Source organism: Streptomyces griseoruber, from assembly GCF_001514205.1.
Classification (GTDB): Bacteria; Actinomycetota; Actinomycetes; order Streptomycetales; family Streptomycetaceae; genus Streptomyces; species Streptomyces griseoruber.
Genome location: NZ_KQ948764.1, coordinates 124962 through 147056, shown reverse-complemented (window position 1 = coordinate 147056; position 22095 = coordinate 124962). Strand labels below are relative to the sequence as shown.

General features: G+C 72.4%; 21 protein-coding genes and 1 pseudogene. 17 read left to right on the top strand and 5 right to left on the bottom strand.

Features of this window, described 5'->3' with window-relative positions; all coding sequences use genetic code 11:
• Positions 1–900, bottom strand: coding sequence for a 4-hydroxy-tetrahydrodipicolinate synthase (gene dapA / locus AQJ64_RS05040; RefSeq protein ID WP_079061476.1), 900 nt, complete (start codon positions 898–900; stop codon positions 1–3).
• A gap of 139 nt (positions 901–1039) precedes the next feature.
• Here dapA and AQJ64_RS05035 point away from each other — a divergent pair, with 139 nt between their 5' ends.
• The 3 genes from AQJ64_RS05035 (at position 1040) to AQJ64_RS05025 (ending at position 2907) form a co-directional block, all read left to right on the top strand.
• On the top strand, positions 1040–1441 hold the full coding sequence (locus tag AQJ64_RS05035; RefSeq protein WP_055632861.1) for a DUF3618 domain-containing protein: 402 nt from the start codon (positions 1040–1042) through the stop codon (positions 1439–1441).
• Between the two features lie 72 nt (positions 1442–1513).
• The gene (locus AQJ64_RS05030; RefSeq protein ID WP_055632862.1) at positions 1514–2152 is read left to right on the top strand and encodes an ArsR/SmtB family transcription factor; all 639 of its coding nucleotides are present in this window, start codon (positions 1514–1516) and stop codon (positions 2150–2152) included.
• A gap of 20 nt (positions 2153–2172) precedes the next feature.
• Positions 2173–2907 carry an SRPBCC family protein gene (locus tag AQJ64_RS05025; protein WP_055632863.1) on the top strand — a complete coding sequence of 245 codons (735 nt, stop codon included), beginning with the start codon at positions 2173–2175 and terminating at the stop codon, positions 2905–2907.
• A gap of 9 nt (positions 2908–2916) precedes the next feature.
• Here AQJ64_RS05025 and AQJ64_RS05020 read toward each other — a convergent pair whose 3' ends face one another.
• A complete protein-coding gene (locus tag AQJ64_RS05020; protein WP_055632864.1) occupies positions 2917–4743 on the bottom strand; it encodes an endonuclease/exonuclease/phosphatase family protein in 1827 nt (608 codons plus the stop codon).
• 261 nt (positions 4744–5004) lie between these two features.
• On the opposite strand from AQJ64_RS05020, the gene AQJ64_RS05015 reads away from it, so the two are divergent.
• The 6 genes and pseudogenes from AQJ64_RS05015 to AQJ64_RS04995 all read left to right on the top strand — a co-directional run bounded on the left by AQJ64_RS05015 (position 5005) and on the right by AQJ64_RS04995 (position 11587).
• Positions 5005–6435 (top strand): hypothetical protein, encoded by a 1431-nt coding sequence (locus AQJ64_RS05015; protein WP_055632865.1) that lies wholly within the window; start codon positions 5005–5007, stop codon positions 6433–6435.
• Positions 6436–7494: 1059 nt separating this feature from the next.
• A complete protein-coding gene (locus tag AQJ64_RS05010) occupies positions 7495–8943 on the top strand; it encodes an alkaline phosphatase PhoX (protein WP_055633437.1) in 1449 nt (482 codons plus the stop codon).
• 337 nt (positions 8944–9280) lie between these two features.
• Positions 9281–9653, top strand: a pseudogene (locus AQJ64_RS50535) (hypothetical protein); the annotation flags it as partial.
• Between the two features lie 37 nt (positions 9654–9690).
• Positions 9691–9897, top strand: coding sequence for a hypothetical protein (locus AQJ64_RS50000; RefSeq protein WP_055633436.1), 207 nt, complete (start codon positions 9691–9693; stop codon positions 9895–9897).
• 11 nt (positions 9898–9908) lie between these two features.
• Positions 9909–10547 (top strand): GntR family transcriptional regulator, encoded by a 639-nt coding sequence (locus tag AQJ64_RS05000; RefSeq protein ID WP_055633435.1) that lies wholly within the window; start codon positions 9909–9911, stop codon positions 10545–10547.
• Between the two features lie 14 nt (positions 10548–10561).
• A complete protein-coding gene (locus AQJ64_RS04995; protein WP_055633434.1) occupies positions 10562–11587 on the top strand; it encodes a 1-aminocyclopropane-1-carboxylate deaminase in 1026 nt (341 codons plus the stop codon).
• On the opposite strand, the gene AQJ64_RS47745 is transcribed toward AQJ64_RS04995, so the two are convergent.
• Entirely contained in the window at positions 11569–11745 is a 177-nt protein-coding gene (locus AQJ64_RS47745) for a hypothetical protein (RefSeq protein ID WP_206189679.1), read from the bottom strand. The two genes, AQJ64_RS04995 and AQJ64_RS47745, sit on opposite strands and share 19 nt — an antisense overlap.
• Before the next feature lie 306 nt (positions 11746–12051).
• Between AQJ64_RS47745 and AQJ64_RS04990 the strand changes: the two genes are divergently transcribed.
• Positions 12052–12618: a TetR/AcrR family transcriptional regulator gene (locus AQJ64_RS04990; RefSeq protein ID WP_055633433.1), complete on the top strand. Its 567-nt coding sequence runs from the start codon at positions 12052–12054 to the stop codon at positions 12616–12618.
• 34 nt (positions 12619–12652) lie between these two features.
• On the opposite strand, the gene AQJ64_RS04985 is transcribed toward AQJ64_RS04990, so the two are convergent.
• Both AQJ64_RS04985 and AQJ64_RS04980 read right to left on the bottom strand, forming a co-directional pair.
• Entirely contained in the window at positions 12653–13846 is a 1194-nt protein-coding gene (locus AQJ64_RS04985; RefSeq protein WP_059202433.1) for a TerD family protein, read from the bottom strand.
• Between the two features lie 133 nt (positions 13847–13979).
• Positions 13980–14804, bottom strand: a complete 825-nt coding sequence (locus tag AQJ64_RS04980; protein WP_055636571.1) for an NAD-dependent epimerase/dehydratase family protein — start codon at positions 14802–14804, stop codon at positions 13980–13982.
• 166 nt (positions 14805–14970) lie between these two features.
• On the opposite strand from AQJ64_RS04980, the gene AQJ64_RS04975 reads away from it, so the two are divergent.
• From AQJ64_RS04975 to araD, 7 genes are all read left to right on the top strand, one after another.
• Positions 14971–15915, top strand: coding sequence for a 5-dehydro-4-deoxyglucarate dehydratase (locus tag AQJ64_RS04975; RefSeq protein WP_055636570.1), 945 nt, complete (start codon positions 14971–14973; stop codon positions 15913–15915).
• On the top strand, positions 15912–17075 hold the full coding sequence (locus AQJ64_RS04970) for a hypothetical protein (RefSeq protein ID WP_055636569.1): 1164 nt from the start codon (positions 15912–15914) through the stop codon (positions 17073–17075). Before AQJ64_RS04975 ends, AQJ64_RS04970 begins: the two co-directional genes overlap by 4 nt.
• Positions 17076–17118: 43 nt before the next feature.
• On the top strand, positions 17119–17718 hold the full coding sequence (locus AQJ64_RS04965) for a TIGR03086 family metal-binding protein (protein WP_055636568.1): 600 nt from the start codon (positions 17119–17121) through the stop codon (positions 17716–17718).
• 133 nt (positions 17719–17851) lie between these two features.
• Positions 17852–18604, top strand: a complete 753-nt coding sequence (locus tag AQJ64_RS04960) for an MBL fold metallo-hydrolase (protein WP_055636567.1) — start codon at positions 17852–17854, stop codon at positions 18602–18604.
• 144 nt (positions 18605–18748) lie between these two features.
• Entirely contained in the window at positions 18749–19405 is a 657-nt protein-coding gene (locus AQJ64_RS04955) for a GntR family transcriptional regulator (protein ID WP_055636566.1), read from the top strand.
• Complete coding sequence (locus tag AQJ64_RS04950; protein WP_055636565.1) at positions 19402–20313, top strand: dihydrodipicolinate synthase family protein; 912 nt, start codon at positions 19402–19404, stop codon at positions 20311–20313. The genes AQJ64_RS04955 and AQJ64_RS04950 overlap by 4 nt, the downstream gene beginning before the upstream one ends.
• Positions 20313–22055, top strand: coding sequence for an L-arabinonate dehydratase (gene araD / locus AQJ64_RS04945; protein WP_055636564.1), 1743 nt, complete (start codon positions 20313–20315; stop codon positions 22053–22055). The genes AQJ64_RS04950 and araD overlap by 1 nt, the downstream gene beginning before the upstream one ends.
• The last annotated feature ends 40 nt before the right edge of the window (positions 22056–22095 follow it).

Here is a 22095-nt window from a genome sequence, read left to right as displayed (position 1 = left end):
TCAGGCGACGCATCGCTCGTAGGCGTCCCGCAGCCCGTCGACCGCCTCGCGGCCCGCCGGGCGCAGCGGGGCGCGGACCGGGCCCGCGGGCAGACCGAGCGCGCCGAGGAGCGCCTTGGCGGTGACGGCGCCGGGCAGGCCCGCCGCCATCATCGATTCGATGAGTGGTGCGGCGCGTTGCTGGAGGCGGGCGGACACGGGGGTGTCGCCCGCCTCGAACGCGTCCAGGACGGCGCGGAGTTGTTCCGGCACCACATTCGCGACGGTGCTGACGTACCCCGCCCCGCCCACCGCGTACAGCGCGAGATTGTGCTCGTCGCATCCCGCGTAGTACGCCAGCCCGGTCCGCCCGATGACCTTCTGGGCGCCGAGGAAGTCGTAGGAGCAGTCCTTGACGGCGACGATCCTGGGATGCCCGGCGAGCCGCAGCAGGGTCTCCGGCTCGATCCGGGTGCCGGTGCGGCCGGGGATGTCGTACAGCATTACGGGCAGCCCGGACGCGTCGGCCACCTCCCGGAAGTGCGCCTCCAGGGCGTCCTGCGGGGGCCGGCTGTAGTACGGGCTGACCACGAGGACCCCGTCGGCGCCGGCCTTCTCGGCGGACCGGGCGAGTTCGACCGTGTGCCGGGTGTCGAAGGTGCCGACGCCGGTGACGAGGGACACCCGGTCACCGACCGCCTCCCGCACGGCCGTGACCAGCTCCGCCTTCTCGGCGTCCGAGGTGGTCGGAGCCTCGCCGGTCGTGCCGGACAGCACCAGCCCGTCGCAGCCGTGCCCCACCAGCCACTCGGCGAGCCGCTGGGCCCCGTCGAGGTCGAGCGCACCGGACGGGGTGAAGGGCGTGACCATCGCGCAGAGGGCTCGGCCGAAGGGTGGGGTCTGGGAAGCCGCGTATGTCATGACAGCAGTCTCGGTATCACCACCGTGAAGCTCCACTTAAATCTGCTACGAGGTATTCCTAAGCACATCTGAGAGGTGAGGGTCCGGCCCGCCCGGGTACCCGGAGTCCCGCAACCGGGACGAGGGAAGGGGCGCACCGATGACGGACAGGGGATCGGCCAGGGGATCGGCCAGGGGGACGGCGACGCGGCTGCGCCGGCGGATGGCCCGGACCGGGAGCCGGCTGGGGGGCACGGTGGGGGAGTTGGCCGGCCGGGCGGACGTGGGCGGCCGGGCGTGGGTCCGCACGGCCGACCTCCGGGACCGGGCGGGCGCGATGACGTGGCAACTGCGCAGCACCGCGGCCCAGGCGGGCCACGCCCTCCGGGACCGGGCGGCCCGTACCGCCCACGCCGGTCACGCCGGTCACGCCTTGGAGCGTCAGGCCCCCGCACCCGCGCGGTTCGCGATGCGGCAGGCCGGGCCGGTCGTGATCGCCGGCGCGGCGGGCGCGGCGCTCACCGCGGCGGTGATCCTGAGGAGGCGCCGGCCGAAGTGCTGAACACCGTCCCGGGCGGGCACCGAAAACTCATTCCTCCTGGACAAAAAAAGTTTTCGGTGAGACGGTGGACGCATGCTGGATGTGACCGTGATCGAGGACCCCGAGGCCGCCGCCGTCTCCCTGGACCCCATACGGGCCAGGCTGCTGGCCGAGCTGGCCGCGGGGCCCGCGTCCGCGGCGATGCTGGCCGGGAAGGTCGGCCTGCCGCGACAGAAGGTGAACTACCACCTGAAGGCACTGGAGCGGCACGGCCTGGTCGAACTGGCCGGCGAGCGCCGCAAGGGCAATGTCACCGAGCGGCTGATGCGGGCCACCGCCGCCTCGTACGTCATCTCGCCGCTCGCCCTCGCCGAGGTGCAGCCGGACCCCGACCGCTTCCGCGACCAGCTCTCCGCGCGCTGGCTGCTCGCGCTCGGCGCACGTCTGGTGCGGGACGTCGGTTCGCTGATCACCGGAGCCGCGAAGGCCCGCAAACGGCTGGCGACCTACGCGCTGGACGGCGAGGTCCGCTTCGCCTCCGCCGCCGACCGCGCCGCGTTCGTCGAGGAACTCACGGCGGGGGTTGGTGCCCTCGTCCGCAAGTACGACTCCCCGGACGCGGAGGGCGGCCGCGACCACCGGATCGTCGTCGCCGTGCATCCCACGCTGAAACCGCAGGACCCCGGACCTCCTGCGGTCACCCCGCAGGACCCCGAACTTCCCCACCCGTGAGACCGGTTCAGGAGCAGAAGATGTCCAAGGAATTCGAGATCGTCCGTGAGTTCGAGGTCGACGCCACGCCGGAGGAGGTGTGGGAGGCGATCACCCACGGCACCGGGGCGTACCTGTGGCCGATGGAGGCCCCGGAGCCCAAGGTCGGCGGCACGGCGGCCTTCGGGTCCACCGTCACCGCGTACGACGCCCCGCACCACCTCACCATCCGCAGTGAGGACGTCGGCATCCCGATCCAGAGCCTGAACCAGCTCGAGCACGTCATCGAGGCGCGCGACGGCGGCCGGCGCGCCTGGGTGCGCTACGTGCACAGCGGGATCTTCACCGACGACTGGGACAACCAGTACGACGGGGCGAGCAGGCACACCGACTTCTATCTGCACACCCTGCGCGAGTACCTCACGCACTTCGCGCCCCGCCCCGTCACGTTCGCCCAGCTCAACGGGCCCGAGTCGGCGAGCGCCCCGGGGGCCCTCACCGAGGTCGAGCGGGCGCTGGGCCTGGCCGGGGACGCCGCCCCCGGCGACCGGGTGACGGTGCGCGGTCCCCGGGAGTTCGACGCCGTGCTCGACTACCGCAACCCCTACTTCGTCGGCCTGCGCACCGACGACGCCCTGATCCGCGTCTTCGGGCGCAACCACTGGGGCGCCCCGGTCGGCATCAGCATCCACGACTTCGCCGCGGACGCCGACGCCGACGTCAACGAGACCGCCTGGCAGGTCTGGCTGGACAAGGTGTACGGCCAGACCTCCTGACGGACGGGATCACGGCTCGAAGCGCAGCACCTGCGGGTCGTGGTCGCTGATCTGGTCGTGGAACTCCGCGTTGATGTGCACGCTGTCGTACGCGAAGTCGCAGGACCGCCGGACCGACGGGCTGACCAGGATCTGGTCCAGGACCTGCTGGTTGCCCTGGTAGTCGTAGCTGTACCGCTCGCTCCTGGGCAGCGACTTGATCGCCGACCACAGTTCGCCGTCACCCTCGAGGATCTTCGCGGTGTCGGAGAACTCGAAGTCGTTCATGTCGCCGAGCGCGATCACGTCGGCGTTCCGCTGCACCTTCAGCAGGTCCTTGACGAACGCGTTGACGAGCGTCGCCTGCTGGTGGCGCTGGACCTCCGAGCTGCGCACCACCGGCTGGTACTGCGCGTGCAGCGCCTGGTCGCCGCCCTTGGAGTTGAGGTGGTTGGCGATCACGAAGACCGTCTGTCCCCGGAAGACGAACTCGCCCACCAGCGGCTTGCGGCTGGCGTTCCAGGCCGTGTTCGCCGGGGCGATCCGGCCCGGGGACACGGTCAGCCGCGCCGTGCCGCGCACCTTCTCCACCCCGACGGCCGTGGTCGCGTCGCCGCCCGCGCGGTCGGTGAACGACACCCGCTGCGGGTTGAACAGGAACACCTGGCGGATGTTGCCGCCGGGCTCACCGCCGTCGGTGTCGTTCGCCGGGTCGATCGAGCGCCACTCGTACGCCGGACCGCCCGCCGCGACGATCGCGTCGATCAGCTTGGTCACGGTGACGTCCGCGGCGGTCGTCCCGTCGTCCTTCGCGCCGGTGTTGTCCTGGATCTCCTCCAGGGACACGATGTCGGGCGAGCGCAGGTTGTTCACGATCGCGGAGGCGTGGGCCGCGAACGTGGTGTCGGACGGGTCCAGGTTCTCGACGTTGTACGTCGCGACCGCGAGCTCGCCCTTCTTCTGCTTCTGGGTCGTCTCCCGCTCCAGGCCACCGCTCTTCAGCGAGCCGAGCGCGTTCGCCACCAGGGTGTAGCCGCCGAACTGGTTGTAGTCCAGCGGGCCCGCGGTGGTGCCGGTCAGGGTGTCGCCGACGTTCGCGGCCGGGAAGTCGGCCGTCGGGCCCAGCGACTGGATCTGGAGCCGGCCGGTGTTCTGCGAGGTGTACGAGCCGTACACCGTGCCGCCGCGCCGGCTGGCGTTCTCGTGCGGCTTCACCGTGACCCACAGCTCGCTGTACGGGTCGGTGGCGGTGACCACCCGGGCGTCGGCGACCTGGACGTTCATGCCCTCCAGGGACTCGTAGAGGTCCAGGGCGTACTTCTTCGGCTCCAGGGTGAGCGCGTTGATCGAGTTGCTCGCGGCGCTGTCGCCGGCCGGGGCGTACGCGGCCGGGACCGACCGCGCGTCGATCACCGTGGCGGCCGGGACGGCGTTGCCGCCGGAGACGACGGTCACCGTCGGCTTGACGATCTCGGTGACGGACTGGTTCCCGGACGACGTGCCGCCGGGGACGTACTCGGAGACCGTGCCGTTCACGGTGACCGAGTCGCCGACCGCGACCTTCGGGACGGAGCTGGTGAAGACGAAGACGCCCTCACTGGTGGCCGGATCGGCGTCCGGGTTCGGATCCTGGATCCAGAAGCCTCTGGAGGAGCCGTAGGTGCGTACGCCGGTGACGATTCCGGGTACCCCCGTGACGGCCTGGCCGGCGTACGGCGAGATCCGGGTCGTGCCCTGGATGTCATGGACGGCCACCGTGTCCGCGTGCGCGGGGGAGGTGAGAGCGACGGTGGACGCCGCGGAACAGACGGCGGCGACGGTGAGCGCGGCGACGCGCGCGGACTTCTTGCTCGGCAACGGGATCCCTCCGGGGACATACGTGGGTGCCGGGACGAGGGTGGAGCGGGAGCGCGTATGACGCGCGTAGAAATACGCGGAGAAATGAGTGAACAGTCGTTCCCCCGAACTTCTACGCGCGTCAATCTCCTGCCTGATCAGGCCAGTTGTCAAGGATTGAGCCATGTATGACTCCTGGCGGGGAGATGAACCGGACGTGATGGGTGGAAATCCCTCTAGGCTGAACGCCTGAGTGGTACGACGCCCTAGGAGACCCCACCGATGTCAGACAGCTCCCCCCTGCCGCCCGTACGGCTGCACCCCGAAGCGGAGCTGGCGCGTGACGCGCTGTCCACGCCGTTGCTCTCCCGGGCCGCCCGGCTCGCCCGCTGGGCCGGCCCCGGCGCCCGCGTCGACGCCGGAGGCCGGCTGACCGAGGAACTGCTGCCGGCCGCCGCCGAGGAGCTCGGACTGACCGGCGACGACGCGGCCGCCGACGTGGCGGACGCCTGGCGGGTCGCCCTGGACATCGGCCTGCTGGAGGTCGTCGACGAGCAGGCCGACACCGTCACGCCCGGCGAGGACCTCGCCCTGCTGACCGGCGGCTCCCCGCACGACGTGCTCGGCGTCTGGCTCGGCGCGCTGGAGTCGGTGATCGCCGACGCGGCCGTGCCCGATCTCGACGGCCTGATCGACGCCATGGACGAGGGCGGCGCCGTCGACTTCTCCAAGCTGGACTGGGACCCCGAGGGCGAGGCCGCCTTCCTCGACGGCGTGCTCGGCAACCTCTATCTGCTCACCGCCAGCGAGGACGGCCCCGGCGACGGCCCCGTCCCGCTGCCCGCGCTCGCCGCCTCCATGATCGTCCCCGGTGACATGGGCGAGCCCACCAACGACGTCCTGGAACAGGTCTCCGACGCGATGATGCGCCTCGACGACCAGTTCCGGCTCCTGGAGCCGATCGGTCTCGTCACCTACCGGCCGGTGGACGAGGCACTCATGACCGAGACGGACGAGGAGGGCGCCGGGACCTCCGTCGACGAGACGGACGTCTCCCGCTACGGCATGGTCAGCCTCACCCCGCTCGGCCTGTACGGGCTGCGCGCGCGTCTGCTGGAGTCCGGCTTCGAGGCGCCGTCCGTCGGCGAACTCTCCGACAAGGGCGCCGACGTCCTCCTCGACGGCAGCGCCGGGTACGGTCCGCGGGCCGCCCGCGCCGAAACCGAACAGTGGCTGGAGCGCCGCGAACCCCTCGACGCCGCACGGGAGTTGCTCGCCGCCGCCCGGGGCACCGACCCCGGTGCCCCGCTGCGCCGGCTCCGCTGTCAGGAGGCACTCTCCCTCGTCGGCGCCCTGGCCGAACCCGCCGTGCGCGAGGTCCTCGACGACCCCGAGCTGGGCGGACTCGCCCGGGTGTGGCTGAGCGAGCTGGGCGCGACCGACGTCCCCGCGCCCTCCGAGGACCTCGTCTTCTGGCTCACCATCGACACCGTCGCCGCGCAGCTCGCCGCCGAGGGCAACTCCGCGGAGCTCCAGGCACTCGTCGAGGGCCTCGCCGCCCAGCACAGCGGCTTCTTCGCTGCGGCCTGGCGCGTCGGCCACCCGGCGACCCCCGACGTCCTGGAGGCGATGGGCCGCCTCCACCCGGACAAGCGCATCGCGAAGGAGGCCCGCAAGGCGGCCTTCAAGGCGAGATCCCAGCAGAACGGCTGAGCACCTCGCCCGGCCACGCGGACACCGGACCACCGACGGGTGGGGGTGGCGCAGTGCTTCTTCGGCACGTTCTGGGCTGGACGACGGGCAGGCTCGCCCCGCAGGATTTCGGCGGCACCCCCGGGACACCGCTCCGACCGAGGCGCACCGGGGACCGGGGGCCGGGGACTGGGGGAGCTGGCGGATTGACGACTGGGGACCCGCGCCCGGCGGGCAGGGACAACGCGGGCTTCCGTGGCGGGAGCGGTCCCGCGTCCCCGGCGGTGGGCCGGGAGGACGCGTCCCGCCCGCTCAGTGGGCGTGCTCGGCAGTCGGCCGGGGAGCGAGACCGGTCCCGGGTCTTTTGGTGGCCGGTGGGGATGTGGCTGGCCCCGTGCCCTTTGGCGGTCGGTGGGGAAGTGGCCGGCCCGTGCTCTTCGGCGGTCGGCGGGGGGAGTGGTCGGCCCCGTGTCAATCGGCGGTCGGGGCCGGGTTGCGGGCGAGAATGGCCCCGTGTCCTTCAGTGGCCGGTGGGGAGTGCCCCGTACCCGCTTCGACAGTCTTCGGGCAGCAGCCCTTTCCGGCCTCGCCCCGGTCTTTGCCCGCCGCAGCCTCGCCCCGGTCTTTGCCCGCCGCGGCGTTTGTCCGTCCCGGCCTTCGCCCTCCCCGGCCTTTTGCCCCCGCCTCACCAGCGGCCCTTCGCGCTCCCGGCTTTCCGCGTTGCTCCCGGCCTCGTCCCCGGCCTTTCGCCCTTCCGGGCCTTTGCTCCCGTCTCGTTCCTGGTTCGCTCTGCCCCGGCCTTTTGCTCCCGTCTCGTCCCCGGCCTTTCGCCCTCCCGGCCCTTCGCCCTCCACCTCACCTCGGCCCTCGCCCCCCACCTCACCTCGGCCCCCTCGCCCCCGGCCTGTCGCCCCCGCAGGGGGTCTCTTTTGGCTTCCATGGCTGGATCCGTACGGATTCATGGAACCGGGGCCCCGTCCGCCGCGCGCCGTTCAACTCCCGTTCACGCATGGGCGGGACGGTGTCGCCCGAACGAGGTCCGCCACCCTCCACGGCACGTCCACCGTCTCAGGAGACTTCATGTCGCTCACCCGCAGGGACTTCGCCAGACACTCCGCGCTCACCGGTGCCGGGGTGGCACTGGCGGGCACCGTCGGCGCCCTCGCCACCGCGCCGAACGCCCTCGCCTCGACGGAGACCGAGAGCGCGACGGAGGAGTCCGCGGCCGCGCACGGCGGCGTCGGCTACGGGGCGCTCGTCCCCGACCCCGACGGCATCCTCGCGCTGCCCGCCGGGTTCAAGTACCGGATCATCACGTACAGCGGCAGGACCAAGCTGGAGTCGGGTGAGTTCACCCCCTCCAACCACGACGGCACCTCCACCTTCGACGGCCCGCGCGGCGCGACCCTGCTGGTCAACAACCACGAGCTCAAGGGCCCGCGCGCCAACTGGAAGTACCCCGTCCCGCTCACCGAGGGCCTGGTCTACGACCCCGCCGCCTCCGGTGGCTGCACGGTCGTCGAGGTCCGTCCCGGCGGCAAGGTCGCCGAGTGGGTCGGCATCGCCGGCACCTCCACCAACTGCGCGGGCGGCAACACCCCCTGGGGCACCTGGCTGACCTGCGAGGAGACCGAGGACAAGGCCGGCCAGAACGGCATGACCAAGGACCACGGCTATGTCTTCGAGGTCGACCCCGAGGACCGCCGCGCCAACCTGAGCCCCAAGCCGGTCAAGGCGCTGGGCCGCTACGCCCACGAGGCCGTCGTCGTCGACCCCAAGCGCGGCCACCTGTACCTCACCGAGGACGCGGCCGGCCCCAACGGCCTCCTCTACCGCTGGACCCCGCCGGAGCACTTCTGCCACGGCCGCGGCAAGCTGCGCACCCTCGCCGACGACGCCGGCGTCCTCGAGGCCTTCAAGTGCTTCGACTCCGGCGGTCAGTTCGTCGACGACCTGTCCCGTGCCACGAAGATCGGCACGGTGTACGGCGTCGACTGGGTCACCGTCCCCGACCGCGACGCCAGGTCCACGGCCGTCCGCAAGCAGTTCGCCGACGGCCAGGTCACCCGCGCCCGCAAGCTGGAGGGCATGTGGTGGGGCGACGGCGGCACGTACATCGTGTCCTCGTACGCCCGCAGCGAGAGCCCCGTCCAGCACGACGGCGCCGTCTGGTTCTACGACCCCAAGCGCCGCACCCTCACCCTGAAGGTCCTCATCGGCGTCAACCCGGACCCGGACGCGGACGGCAACTTCGACGGCCCGGACAACATCACGGTCTCCCCGTACGGCGGACTGGTCATCGCCGAGGACGGCGAGGGCATCCAGCACCTCTTCGGCGCCACCGACAGCGGCCGCACCTACCCGATCGCCCGCAACGAACTCAACATCGGCACCGCGGAGGAGCCGGAGTACAGCGAGTTCACCGGCGTCACCTTCTCCCCGGACGGCAAGACCCTCTTCGCCAACATCCAGGACCCGGGCATCATGCTCGCGATCACCGGTCCGTGGAAGCGCCAGAAGCGCGGCTGAGCGGCCCGGCGGAGTAATCCGCTCGCGACCCGCGTGCTGCGTCTCCTACCTTGAGATCAGGAAAGCGCACCTCCCGGTGCGACGGCGGCGGCTCCTTCTTCTGCCAAGAAACCAGCGCCGCCGCCGACTTGATCCCGGGAGGCGCAGCATACGGTGGGTGCCCGGTGCGCAGGCAACGGCTACTTCATCGGATCGGACGGTTGCGGGTTCGAATCCCGTCATCGACTTCGGGTCGATGTAGCTCAATCGGGCAGAGCATCCGACTGAGTCCGTCGCCGACGCCTGATCTCGGGCACCCTCCCTTTGCCGTACTGCCAAGGCGCAGCCCGTCCCGCCCGTGCGCACGACGGGCCCGCCCGCTCCGCACCGCTCCGGGCGGCCGGGGCTCCGAGCGGGACGCCCGCTTCTCCGAGCTCGTCCGCGAACTCGCCGTCGGCGAACCCGAGTGGACGGCCGGTCTGCTCGGCCGGCTGCGCGGCGAGGGCAACCTCCGTACGGCCGCGCTCGTCGGCGCCGCCGCCTCGGTGCAGGCCCGTCGCGCGGCCGGCGCGACCGACGGCCCCGCCGGCTGCCGGGTCGTGGACTCCGCACGACCCGCCGGCCGCCGGGTGGTCGTGGACTCCGCACGACCCGCCGGCCGCCGGGTGGTCGTGGACTCCGCACCCCGACGGCCCGACGAGCCCGGCGAACTGCTCGCCCACGGGACGGCACCGACACGACCGGGGCCGTGCGCCAGGCACCACCAGGGTGCACGACCGGGTCCTGATCCTCACCGACGAGCAGTACGCGGCGAGCCGGCACGGCGACCCCACCGACCAGGCGCCGGCGGGCGCGCCGGTCCGCACCTGGAACCTGCCGGGCCACCGACCGGGCCACGGCCCGTCGGGAAAGGCGAACCGGCACACGCGGGAGGGTGCGGGCCGCACCCTTGTCCGCGTGCGAACTGACATCTAACATTTCAGTTCATGGAGGCCGTACCCCGCACCCTGCTCAGGGACCGCGCCTATGCCGCGATCCGGGACGCCATCGTGACCGGGGCCATCGAGCCCGGGGCGGTGGTGCGGGACGCCGAACTCGCGGAGCGGCTCGGGCTGTCCCGGGGGCCGGTGCGGGAGGCGTTCGCCCGGCTGGTGGACGAGGGGCTGCTGGAGAGCAAGCCGCAGAGCTACACCCGGGTGACGCCGGTGGTCGCGGCCGACGTACGGGACGCGGCGGCGGTGGTCGGCGCCATGCACGAGCTGGCGACGAGGATCGCGGTGCCGCGCCTGTTCGCCGCGGACATCGAGTCGATGCGTACGGCCAACGATCGGTTCACGGCCGCCGTACGGGACGGCGACGTGGACGCGGCCCTGCGCGCCGACGACGCACTGCACGACGTCCTGGTCCGGGCCGCCGGCAACCGCGCGGCCGCCGCGACCGTCGCCCGCTACACCCCCCTGATCCGGCGGCTGGAGCGACGGCGCTTCGGCGAGGGCGGCACCTGCCGCTCGGCCGGGCTGCACGGACGGCTGATCGGGGCCTGCGCCGACGGTGACGTGGACGAGGCGGTCCGGATCACGGCGGAGATCTGGCGCACCCTGGCCGACCTGGCCGACACCGAATGAGCCAAGGAGGCTCCATGCCCGCGAAGTCCCTCTCCTCGTACGAGCGCTACCCCCTCCTCTTCGGCCCCTCTCCCGTCCACCCGCTGGAACGGCTCACCGCCCACCTCGGCGGCGCCGCCCTGTGGGCCAAGCGCGAGGACTGCAACTCCGGGATCGCGTACGGCGGCAACAAGACCCGCAAGCTGGAGTACCTGGTCGCCGACGCCCTCGCGCAGGGCTGCGACACCCTCGTCTCGATCGGCGGGGTGCAGTCCAACCACACCCGCCAGGTCGCCGCCGTCGCCGCCCGCGCCGGGCTGAAGTGCGTGCTGGTGCAGGAGAGCTGGGTGGAGTGGCCCGACGCCGTGTACGACAAGGTCGGCAACATCCTGATCAGCCGGCTGGCCGGGGCCGACGTACGGCTGGTGCGGGCCGGGTTCGGGATCGGCTTCAAGGAGAGCTGGGAACTGGCGCTGCGGGAGGTCGAGGAGTCGGGCGGCAAGCCGTATGCCATCCCGGCCGGCGCCTCCGACCATCCGCTCGGCGGACTGGGCTTCGCCGGCTGGGCCTATGAAGTGGCCGAGCAGGAAAGGGAGTCGGGTGTCTTCTTCGACACCGTGATCGTGTGCTCCGTGACCGGCTCCACCCAGGCCGGCATGGTCGCCGGGTTCGCCGCGCTGGAGGAGGCCGGCGGCCGGCCCCGCAGGGTGATCGGGATCGACGCCTCGGCCAAGCCCGCCGAGACCCGCGAGCAGATCGCCCGCATCGCCCACCGCACCGGACGACTCATCGGCGTCCGGAGTGAGTTGACGGTCGACGACATCGAACTCGACGAGCGGTACCACGCGGGTGTCTACGGCGTCCCCGACGACACCACCCTGGAGGCGATGCGCCTCGCCGCCCGCACCGAGGGCATGGTCACCGACCCCGTCTACGAGGGCAAGTCGATGGCCGGCCTGATCGACCTGGTCGCCCGGGGCGAGATCGGCGCCGACTCCACCGTGCTGTACGCGCACCTGGGCGGCCAGCCGGCGCTGAACGCCTACAGCGCGCTGTTCTGACCGGCGGCCGGGGCGCCCCGGCGCGCCCTGATCGCGAAGGCCGCCGTGAGGAGTGCGGCCAGGGCGATCGGGGCCGCCGCGCCGAAGGAGCGGGAGGCGCCGTGGGTGAGGATCTCCGCCGGGCTGCCCGTGGCCTGCCGGGTGGCCGTGCCGTACACAGGACGCCGGCGGTGAGGGTGCGGCCGCGGCCCAGGAGGCCGCCGGTGCGGCCGCCGAGCGGCAGTAGCCCGCCGAAGGCGAGGGTGTGGGCGTTGAGCACCGGCGGGTCGCGGACTCGGGTGCCGGGTGCGGGGGTGCGCCGGTGGTGGACATGGGGTGCTCCCTGTCTGGTGTCCCCGCGTGAAGTGGTGGAGCATGCGGGCAGCACGACGTAGCCCGCAGAGACAAGCGAATTAAGCGGGGACAGTCTCCGTTTAGTGCCCGTAAAATACGGAGAGGGTCCCCGGTTCGCGAGGAGTAACTGGATGACGCAGGTCAGGCCCATGCGCGCGGACGCTCGCCGCAACTATGAGCGGTTGCTGAAGGTGGCGGCCGAGGCCTTCGCCGAGCATGGGGAGGGGGCGTCCCTGGACGACATCGCCAAGCGGGCCGGGGTCGGCTCCGGCACGCTGTACCGGCATTTCCCCACGCGTCAGGCGCTGTTGGAGGCGGCGTACGTCGACCGGATCGAGGCGCTCGCGGCGCGGGCCGATGAGCTGGGGGAGACGCTGCCGCCGGGGGAGGCGCTGGTGGAGTGGCTCAACGAGCTGTGCGCGGGGACGATCGAGGTGCGCGGCATGAAGGCGCTGCTCGGCTCCGCCGTCACGGACGGGAGCGTGGCCGCGGTGACGGCCTGCGGGACGAGCATGAAGGGGGCGGCGACCCGCCTGGTGTCGGCCGCGCAGGCGGCCGGAGTGCTACGGGGCGACCTCGAACCGATCGATGTCCTGCGGCTGGCCCACGGCGTGGCCACGGCATCGGAGCTGGCGAAGGGGGACGGCACGGTGATCCGACGGTATGTGGGCTTGCTGCTGGAGGGGTTGGAGGCGTAGCCCGGGTGACCGCGCCCCCTTCCCGGCCCCCCGGCTACAGCGACTGCGCCGCCGGCTTGACCATGTTGCGAACGGTCCTGGCCTTGACGAAGTCGCCCATCGCCGTCATGTCCCACTCCCCGGAGAACTGGCGGATCAGCTTGGCCATCATCACACCGGTCTGGGGTTCGGCGTTGGTGAGGTCGAAGCGGACGAGTTCCTCGCCGGTGACGGCGTCGAGGAGCCGGCAGTAGGCCTTGGCGACCTCGGTGAACTTCTGGCCGGAGAACGAGTTGACGGTGAAGACCAGACCGGTGACCTCCTGCGGGAGCCGGCCGAGGTCGACGGCGATCACCTCGTCGTCGCCCCCGCCCTCACCGGTGAGGTTGTCGCCGGAGTGCTTGATCGCGCCGTTCACGATGGACAGCTTGCCGAAGTAGCAGCTGTCGATGTGGTTGCGCTGGGGGCCGAAGGCGATCACGGACGCGTCGAGGTCGATGTCCGCGCCCCGGAAGGCGGGCTCCCAGCCGAGACCCATCTTGATCTGCGAGAGCAGCGGCCGGCCGCCCTTGACGAGGGACACGGTCTGGTTCTTCTGGAGGCTGACCCGGCCCTTGTCCAGGTTGATCTTCCCGGTGCCGGGCGCGGGCGGGGCGGGCGGCGGCGGCGGGGTCTGCGGCAGGGGAGGGGCGGCCGGCGCCACCGGGGCCGGAGCGACCGGCACCGGGGCCGCGGGCGCGGCGGCCGGCGCCGCCGGCTCCTCCACCGTCACCCCGAAGTCGGTGGCGATGCCCGCCAGCCCGTTGGCGTACCCCTGCCCCACCGCCCGGGCCTTCCAGGCGCCGTTGCGCAGATAGATCTCCACGACCACCAGCGCCGTCTCGCTGCCGAGCTGCGGCGGGGTGAAGGTGGCGAGGACGCTGTCGTCGTCCGCGTTGCGGAGGGTGGCCGTCGGTTCGATGCCCTGGAAGGTCTGACCCGCGGCGTCCGGGCTCGCCGTGACGACGATCTTCTCGATGCCCGGAGGGACGGCGGCCGTGTCGACCGTGATCGCGTCCGGTGACGTACCGCCGCCGGAGCGGTACGTCACACCGGGGCCGGAGGGCTGGTTGTAGAAGATGAAGTCGTCGTCGGAGCGCACCTTGCCGTCGCCGGTGAGCAGCAGGCCCGACACGTCGAGCCGCACCGGGGCGGCGACGTCCACCGCCACCCGGGGGACGGGGAGAGGGATGTTCGAGCCAGGGGTCATAGCTGTCATGCCAGGTAGAACGAACGAACCCGCTTTACCGTTCCCTTACCGTCCTGGCGTTGTCGGCGTTGTCGGCGTTGTCGGCGTTGTCGGCCGAATCGGCGCGGGGGACCGTGACGCGGGAGACGAGGGGTCAGTACGGCCAGATCGGCGGGTCGCTCACGAAGTGGCCGCCCAGGTAGGCGTGCGCGATGTTCTCCGGGTCCAGCTCGCCCTGTTCGGCGATCAGCTTCTCGGCGTACGGCTCGGAGTCGTCCTGCGGCTCGTAGCCGAGCGCCCGCGCGGAGCTGAGGTCCCACCACAGGCGGGTGTTGGCGGAGGAGCCGTAGACGATCGTGTGGCCGACGTTCTCGGCGGTGAGGGCCGCGTGCAGGAGGCGGGCGCAGTCGGCCGGACTCATCCAGATGGAGAGCATGCGCACGCTGGTGGGCTCGCCGAAGCAGGAGCCGATGCGCACCGACACGGTCTCCAGGCCGTGCTTGTCCCAGTAGAGCTGGGCGAGGTCCTCGCCGAAGGACTTGGACAGGCCGTAGAAGGTGTCCGGGCGGCGCGGGGTGTCGACCGGGATCAGCGCGCCCGGATCAAGGGGCGTGTCGCCCCGGGGGCGGGGGGTGAAGCCGACGGAGTGGTTGGAGGAGGCGAAGACGATCCGGCCGACGCCCTCCTCGCGGGCGGCCTCGTAGAGGTGGTACGTGCCCTCGATGTTGGCCTTGAGGATCTTCTCGAAGGGGGCTTCCAGGGAGATGCCCGCGAGATGGACGATCGCGTCGACGCCCCGGACGGCCTCCCGCAGGGCCTCCCGGTCGGCGAGGTCGGCGAGGATCGCGTCCGGCTCGCCGTCGATCGGGCGCAGGTCCAGCAGGCGCAGCTCGTAGCCGTGGGCGGGGAGCAGGTCCCGCATCAGGGTGCCGAGGCCGCCGGCGGCCCCGGTGAGCAGGACGGTGCGGGGAGCGGGCATCCTCGGGTCTCCTTGGGTCACAGGCTTCATGCGCGCACGGTATTCACATTCGTGGACAAGTTAAGGATCACTGCCTTGCCCGGTCAAGAGTGGCGCAAGGTATGTTCATAAATATAAACTCCGATCAGAAGCATGCACGCCTCGGTATTATCTCCAGGGAGAGCCCGTGACGCCTGCCGACCTGGCCACTCGCCTCGGCATCCCCAGTGGACCGCTGTTCTTCCCCGTCACGGCCTACGGCCCGGACGGGGCCGTCGCCCTCGACGTCTACCGCGCGCATGTCCGCCGGGGCGTGGAGGAGGGCGCCGCGGCCGTCTTCGCCTGCTGCGGTACGGGGGAGTTCCACGCGCTCACCCCGGAGGAGTTCCAGGCCTGTGTCCGGGCGGCGGTCGAGGAGACCGGCGGACGGGTCCCGGTCGTCGCGGGCGCCGGGTACGGGACCGCGCTCGCCGTGCGCTACGCGCGGCTCGCCGAGGAGGCCGGCGCCGACGGGCTGCTCGCCCTGCCGCCCTATCTCGTCCTCGCCCCCCAGGAGGGCCTGCTGCGGCACTACCGGGAGGTGGCGGCGGCCACCGCGCTCCCCGTGATCGTCTACCAGCGCGACAACGCGGTCTTCACCCCCGGGACGGTCGTCGAACTCGCCCGCACCGAGGGGATCATCGGCCTCAAGGACGGCCTCGGCGACCTCGACCTCATGCAGCGGATCGTCAGCGCCGTCCGCACCGAGGCCCCCGGCGACTTCCTCTACTTCAACGGACTGCCGACCGCCGAGCAGACCCAGCTCGCCTACCGCGCCCTCGGGGTCACCCTCTACTCCTCCGCCGTGTTCTGCTTCGCCCCCGAGATCGCCCTCGCCTTCCACCGCGCGCTCACCACCGGCGACGAGTCCACCGTCCACCGCCTGCTCGACGGCTTCTACCGTCCGTTCGTCGAACTGCGCGCGCGTGGCCGCGGATACGCCGTCTCCCTCGTCAAGGCGGGCGTCCGGCTGCGCGGCCTCGACGTCGGCGAAGTCCGCCCGCCGCTGCACGAACCGGGCGAGGATCATGTCAAACAGCTCGCGCGGCTGATCGAGCGCGCCCACGCGCTCCTGGAGGAGGAGAAGAAGTGAAGGCGTCGACGTTCGTCTACCCCTGGGACGTCAACGGCGATCCCGCGGCCCCCGCCCGGATCGCCTCCCTCGGCGTGGAGCAGGTGACCCTGGCCGCCGCGTACCACTCCACCCGCGCCCTCACCCCCCGCCATCCGCGCCACCGCATCGTCACCGCCGAGCACGCGGCCGTGCTGTACCCGGCGGACGCCCGCTGGGAGGGCCGGGAGCTGCGTCCGTACCCGGCGGGCGCCTGGGCGCCCGGCGACGCCTACGGGGAGGCCGCCGAGGCCCTCACGGACGCCGGTCTTGAGGTGCACACCTGGGTGGTCCTCGCCCACAACTCCCGTCTGGGCGCCGACCGTCCGGACACCTCGGTGGTCAACGCCTACGGCGACCGCTACCCCTGGGCGCCGTGCATCGCCCAGCCCGCCACGCGCGCGTACCTCGTCGACCTCGCCGCCGAGGCCGCCGTACGCCCCGGCGCGCACGGCACCGAACTGGAGTCCCTCGGCTGGTACGGCCTCCAGCATCTGCACGCCCACGACAAGACCGCCGGGGTCGGCCTCGGCGACGCCGGCCTGTACCTGATGGCGCTCTGCTTCTGTCCCGCCTGCCGGGCCGGCTACGGCGCACAGGGCCTGGACGCCGACGCGCTCGCCGCCGCGGTGCGCGAGGCGCTGGAGCCGCTGTGGCGGGGCGCGCCGGACGACGGAGGCTGGGCGGGCGTCGAGAAGCTGCTGGGGGAGGAGACGGCGGCGGCCACGCGCGCGTGGCGCGACGACACCGCCCGCACGCTCCAGGAGACGGCGGTCGCCGCCGTCCGCGCGGCCGCACCCGAGGGCTTCCAGGTGCTGCTGCACGCCGACCCCGTGACCTACCACGTGGGCGCCAACCCGGGTGTCGACCCGGGACACGTCCTGTCCGTCGCGGACGGTGTCGTGGTGCCGTGCGCGGGCGGGCCGGGCCTGCTGACGCCCTTCGCCGAGCAGGGCCGCGCGGACGCGGTGATCGCCGCCAACTTCGGCGTCGTCTCCGGCATGGGCGGCAGCCCCGGCACGCTCACCGCCGACACGGCACGCGCGCGTGAGCTGGGGGCGACGGAGATCCGGCTGTACCACGCGGGCCTGGCGTCGGACGCCGACCTGACCGCCGTACGGGAGGCACTGGCGGCGCGCTGAACGGGCGGCGATGAGTTTTCGCGTCCCGGACGGTCCACCCTCCATGACCGACACGACGACCCGCATTCTCGACCTCGGACCCCAGAGCCGGATCGTGGCGCGCCTCGCGGCGGCCGTCCGGGACGAGCAGCTCACGCACGGCACGCCCTGCCCGGCGTACCCCGTGGGTACCCTGCTCGGCCATCTGGCCGGCCTCGCCGCCGCCTTCCGGGACGCCGCGCGCAAGGACCTGGGGGCCACCACCGACACCCCGCCGACCGACTCCGAACCCCGGCTCGGGCCCGGCTGGCGCACCGAGCTGCCCCGGGTCCTCGGCGAACTGGCCGAGGCCTGGCGGGAGCCCGCCGCCTGGACCGGTATGACCCGCGCCGGCGGCGTCGACCTGCCCGGCGCGGTCGCCGGAGCCGTCGCCGCCGACGAACTGGTGATCCACGGCTGGGACCTCGCCCGGGCCACCGGCCAGGAGTACACCCCCGACCCGGCCGCGCTGGAGGCGACGTACGCCTTCCTGCGGGCCGCCGCCGACGATCCGAGCCGCGGCGGCGGGATCTTCGCTCCCGTGGTGCCCGTACCGGAGGACGCCCCGCTGCTGGACCGGGCGGTCGGCCTGAGCGGACGGGACCCGGGCCGGACGCCCCGGTGACCGCCGCGGGGGCCGGCAAGGGCTGCCCAGGGGCCGCAGGGGGCCGCGGCGGGCCGTAGACGGTCTTGTACGGATGCCGTAGACCGACGCAATCGGGGCCCGCCCGGCAGGGGCGGACCGTACGCTCCCCACCATGCCCCTGAGTCTCACCATCCTCGGTACCGCCTCCCCGCACCCCCGTCCGGGCCGCCCGTGCTCGGGCTATCTGCTGCGCGGCGGGAGCGCCGAGATCTGGGTGGACGCGGGCCCCGGAACGTTCGCCGAGTTGCAGCGGCACACGGATCCAGAGCGGCTCACGGCGATCTGGATCTCCCATCTCCACGCCGATCACAGCGCCGATCTGCTCTCCGCCGCCTATGCGTTCGCCTACGGCGGCCTGACCCCGCCGGTGCCCATCCTGGTGTACGCCCCCATGGACTGCGCCCGGCGCCTGGCGGGGTTCTTCGGGCGGCCGGACATCCGGTTCCTGAGCGAGGTCTTCGACTTCCGGCCGCTGTACGACGGCCACACCGTCCGGCACTGGAACGTGCGCCTCACCTCCCGCGCGGTGGCGCACGGCACCGAGGCGTACGCCCTGCGCGCCGAGTCCCAGGGGAGCGTCTTCGTGTACTCCGGGGACAGCGGCCCGTGCGACGCGCTCACCGAGACCGCCTCCGGGGCCGACCTCTTCCTGTGCGAGGCGGACATCGACCTCCATCGCGAAAGCGAACGGGTGCATCTGACTCCGGAGGACGCCGGTGACGCGGCCCGCAAGGCGGGTGTGCGCGAACTGTTCGTCACCCATGTGGGGCCCACGCTCACCCGCGAGGAGGCGACCGCGCGGGCCGCGGCGGCCTTCGGCGGACCCACCCGCACGGCACGCGAGGGCGAGACCGTCCCCTTCTGAACCGGCGTCCGGCAATGCCGACTTCCTTTGTCAGAAGCATTGACGAAACACAGGACCCCTCCCTACCTTCAACGCGTCGTACTTCGTACGTCATATATGAGACGCGATATGTGAGATCCGATCCTTGAGATCCGAGAGGCGCGCATGACCTCTGTGCCCACGCCGATCCCGTCCCGCACGCAGTACGTGCTGGAGGAGATCAAACGCCGCATCCTCACCGGGCAGCTGACGCCGGGGCAGGCCCTGGTCGAGACCGAGCTCGCCGCACGGTTCGGGGTGTCCAAGACCCCGGTGCGCGAGGCGCTCAAGACCCTGGCCGGGACCGGACTGGTCGTCATGAGCCAGTACAAGGGCGTCACGGTGCGCATGGTGGACGCGGACATGGCGCGCGAGGTCTACGACGTACGGCTGCTGCTGGAGCCCGAGGCGCTGAAGCGGGCCGTCCGGCGCGGGGCCTCGCTGGACGCCGCCCGGGACGCGCTCGCCCGGGCCGACGACGCGGCCGACACCGCCGAACGCTCCCTCGCCAACCGGGAGTTCCACCGCGCCCTCTACCTGCCCTGCGGCAACCCGCTGCTCGGCCGGATGCTCGACGAGGTCCGTGACCAGGCCGCCCTGGTCTCCGCCGTAGCCTGGGCCGCCTCCCCGTCCTGGGAGCGCGAGGCCGGCGAGCACCGGGAGATCCTGAGGCTCGCCCTCGACGGCGACGCCGACGGCGCGGCCCGCGCCCTGCACGCCCACATCGCCTCGTTCGTCGAGCGAGCGTTCCCCGAGGCAGCGAACCAGGAAGGCCAGGAATGAGCAGCGTGGCGTTCGAGACCGAGCGTGCGGCCCTGGCCGACGTGGTGGCGATCCCGGTGACCCCGTTCGCCGAGGACGGCACCGTCGACGCGGCCGCCCACCGGGCCCTGCTGCGCCGGCTGCTCGACGGCGGGATCACCACGCTCACGCCGAACGGCAACACCGGCGAGTTCTACGCCCTCACGCCCGAGGAGCGGCGGCTGGTCACGGAACTGACGGTCGACGAGGCGGGGGATCGTTCGACGATCCTCGTGGGGGTCGGGCATGACGTCCCCACCGCCGTCGCCTCCGCCCGGCACGCCCGGGAGCTGGGCGCCGGGATGGTGATGGTCCACCAGCCCGTCCACCCGTACGTCTCCCAGCGCGGCTGGGTCGACTACCACCGGGCCATCGCCGAGGCCGTGCCCGAGCTGGGTGTCGTCCCGTACATCCGCAACGCGCAGCTGCACGGCGACCGCCTCGCGGAACTCGCCGACGCCTGCCCCAACGTGATCGGCGTGAAGTACGCCGTCCCGGACGCGGCCCGCTTCGCCGCCTTCGCCCGGGACGCGGGCCTGGAGCGCTTCGTCTGGGTGGCCGGGCTCGCCGAGCCCTACGCCCCCTCCTACTTCTCGGCGGGCGCCACCGGCTTCACCTCGGGGCTGGTGAACGTCGCCCCGGCCGTTTCGCTGAACATGATTGAAGCGCTTCGATCAGGGGACTATCCGGCGGCCATGAAGGTCTGGGAGCAGATCCGCCGCTTCGAGGAGCTGCGGGCCGCCAACGGCTCCGCCAACAATGTCACGGTGGTCAAGGAAGCCCTTTCCTCCCTGGGGCTGTGCCGCAGCGAGGTGCGCCCGCCGAGCCGCGGGCTGCCCGAGAGCGAGCGCGCCGAGGTCGCCGCCATCGCCGCCGGATGGTCCCTGTGATGCGCTTCGACGATCTTCCCCGCAAGCGGCCCGAAGAGCTGCGGAGCCACCAGTGGTACGGCACCGACGGCCTGCGCTCCTTCAGCCATCGCGCCCGCACCCGCCAGCTCGGCTACCTCCCCGAGGAACACCTCGGCAAGCCGGTCATCGCGATCCTCAACACCTGGTCGGACATCAATCCCTGTCATGTGCACCTCCGTGATCGCGCGCAGGCGGTCAAGCGGGGCGTCTGGCAGGCCGGCGGTTTCCCGCTGGAGTTCCCGGTCTCCACGCTCAGCGAGACCTTCCAGAAACCGACCCCGATGCTCTACCGCAATCTCCTCGCGATGGAGACCGAGGAGCTGCTGCGCTCCTACCCGGTCGACGGGGCCGTCCTGATGGGCGGCTGCGACAAGACCACCCCCGCGCTGCTCATGGGCGCGGCCAGCGTCGACCTGCCCACCGTCTTCGTGCCCGCCGGGCCGATGCTGCCGGGGCACTGGCGCAATGAGGTGCTCGGCTCCGGCACCGACATGTGGAAGTACTGGGACGACAAGCGCGCCGGCCTCATCGGCGACTGCGAGATGGCCGAGCTGGAGAACGGCCTCGCGCGCTCGCCGGGCCACTGCATGACGATGGGCACCGCGTCCACGCTGACGGCCGCCGCGGAGGCGCTGGGCGTGACGGTCCCGGGTGCGTCGAGCATCCCGGCCGTGGACTCCGGACACGACCGGATGGCCGCACGGGCCGGCCTGACGATCGTCGAACAGGTCCACAAGGGGCGCGTCCTCTCCGAGATCCTCACCGCCGAGGCCTTCGAGGACGCCGTCACCACCGTCCTCGGCCTCGGCGGCTCCACCAACGCCGTCATCCACCTCATCGCCATGGCCGGCCGGGCCGGAGTCCGCCTCACCCTCGACGACTTCGACCGCATCGCCCGCACGGTCCCCGTCCTCGCCAACGTCCGTCCCGGCGGACGGACGTACCTCATGGAGGACTTCCACTTCGCCGGCGGCCTGCCCGGCTTCCTCTCCCGGATCCCGGACCTGCTCCACCTGGACCGGCCGACCGTCTCCTGCGACACCCTGCGCGAGCAGCTCGCCGGCGCCCAGGTCCACCAGGACGACGTCATCCGGCCCCGCGACAACCCGGTCGCGAGCGAGGGCGGGGTCGCCGTACTGCGCGGCAACCTCTGCCCGGACGGCGCGGTCATCAAGCACATCGCCGCCGAACCGCACCTGCTCAAGCACACCGGTCCCGCGGTCGTCTTCGACGACTACCGGACCATGCAGCGCACCGTCAACGACCCGGAGCTGGGCATCACCGCCGACAGCGTGCTGGTGCTGCGGGGTTCCGGCCCGAAGGGCGGCCCGGGCATGCCGGAGTACGGCATGCTGCCCATCCCCGACCACCTGCTCAGGCAGGGCGTGCGGGACATGGTCCGGATCTCCGACGCCCGGATGAGCGGCACCAGCTACGGCGCCTGTGTGCTGCACGTGGCGCCGGAGTCGTACGTCGGCGGGCCGCTCGCGCTGGTCCGCACCGGCGACTCGATCACCCTCGACGTCGAGGCCCGCACCCTCCATCTCCATGTCGACGACGAGGAGCTTCAGCGGCGCAGGGCGGCCTGGACACCGCCGCCCACCCGCTACGAGCGCGGCTACGGCGCGCTCTACAACGAGCAGATCACCCAGGCCGACACCGGCTGCGACTTCGCGTTCCTGGCCCGCCCGGGCAAGGTCGCGGACCCGTACGCGGGCTGAGCACGGCACCCGCACGACAGCGCACACCCCTGCACAGGGA

Excerpts from the sequence above, each read along its gene's own strand:
- AQJ64_RS05010 (WP_055633437.1), top strand. The coding sequence starts at position 7,495 with ATGTCGCTCACCCGCAGGGACTTCGCCAGACACTCCGCGCTCACCGGT.
- AQJ64_RS05035 (WP_055632861.1), top strand. The coding sequence starts at position 1,040 with ATGACGGACAGGGGATCGGCCAGGGGATCGGCCAGGGGGACGGCGACG.
- AQJ64_RS04965 (WP_055636568.1), top strand. The coding sequence starts at position 17,119 with ATGACCGACACGACGACCCGCATTCTCGACCTCGGACCCCAGAGCCGG.
- AQJ64_RS05030 (WP_055632862.1), top strand. The coding sequence starts at position 1,514 with ATGCTGGATGTGACCGTGATCGAGGACCCCGAGGCCGCCGCCGTCTCC.
- dapA (WP_079061476.1), bottom strand. The coding sequence starts at position 900 with ATGACATACGCGGCTTCCCAGACCCCACCCTTCGGCCGAGCCCTCTGC.
- AQJ64_RS04960 (WP_055636567.1), top strand. The coding sequence starts at position 17,852 with ATGCCCCTGAGTCTCACCATCCTCGGTACCGCCTCCCCGCACCCCCGT.
- AQJ64_RS05015 (WP_055632865.1), top strand. The coding sequence starts at position 5,005 with ATGTCAGACAGCTCCCCCCTGCCGCCCGTACGGCTGCACCCCGAAGCG.
- AQJ64_RS05000 (WP_055633435.1), top strand. The coding sequence starts at position 9,909 with ATGGAGGCCGTACCCCGCACCCTGCTCAGGGACCGCGCCTATGCCGCG.
- AQJ64_RS04950 (WP_055636565.1), top strand. The coding sequence starts at position 19,402 with ATGAGCAGCGTGGCGTTCGAGACCGAGCGTGCGGCCCTGGCCGACGTG.
- AQJ64_RS04990 (WP_055633433.1), top strand. The coding sequence starts at position 12,052 with ATGACGCAGGTCAGGCCCATGCGCGCGGACGCTCGCCGCAACTATGAG.
- AQJ64_RS04955 (WP_055636566.1), top strand. The coding sequence starts at position 18,749 with ATGACCTCTGTGCCCACGCCGATCCCGTCCCGCACGCAGTACGTGCTG.
- araD (WP_055636564.1), top strand. The coding sequence starts at position 20,313 with ATGCGCTTCGACGATCTTCCCCGCAAGCGGCCCGAAGAGCTGCGGAGC.
- AQJ64_RS05025 (WP_055632863.1), top strand. The coding sequence starts at position 2,173 with ATGTCCAAGGAATTCGAGATCGTCCGTGAGTTCGAGGTCGACGCCACG.
- AQJ64_RS04985 (WP_059202433.1), bottom strand. The coding sequence starts at position 13,846 with ATGACCCCTGGCTCGAACATCCCTCTCCCCGTCCCCCGGGTGGCGGTG.
- AQJ64_RS04995 (WP_055633434.1), top strand. The coding sequence starts at position 10,562 with ATGCCCGCGAAGTCCCTCTCCTCGTACGAGCGCTACCCCCTCCTCTTC.
- AQJ64_RS04980 (WP_055636571.1), bottom strand. The coding sequence starts at position 14,804 with ATGCCCGCTCCCCGCACCGTCCTGCTCACCGGGGCCGCCGGCGGCCTC.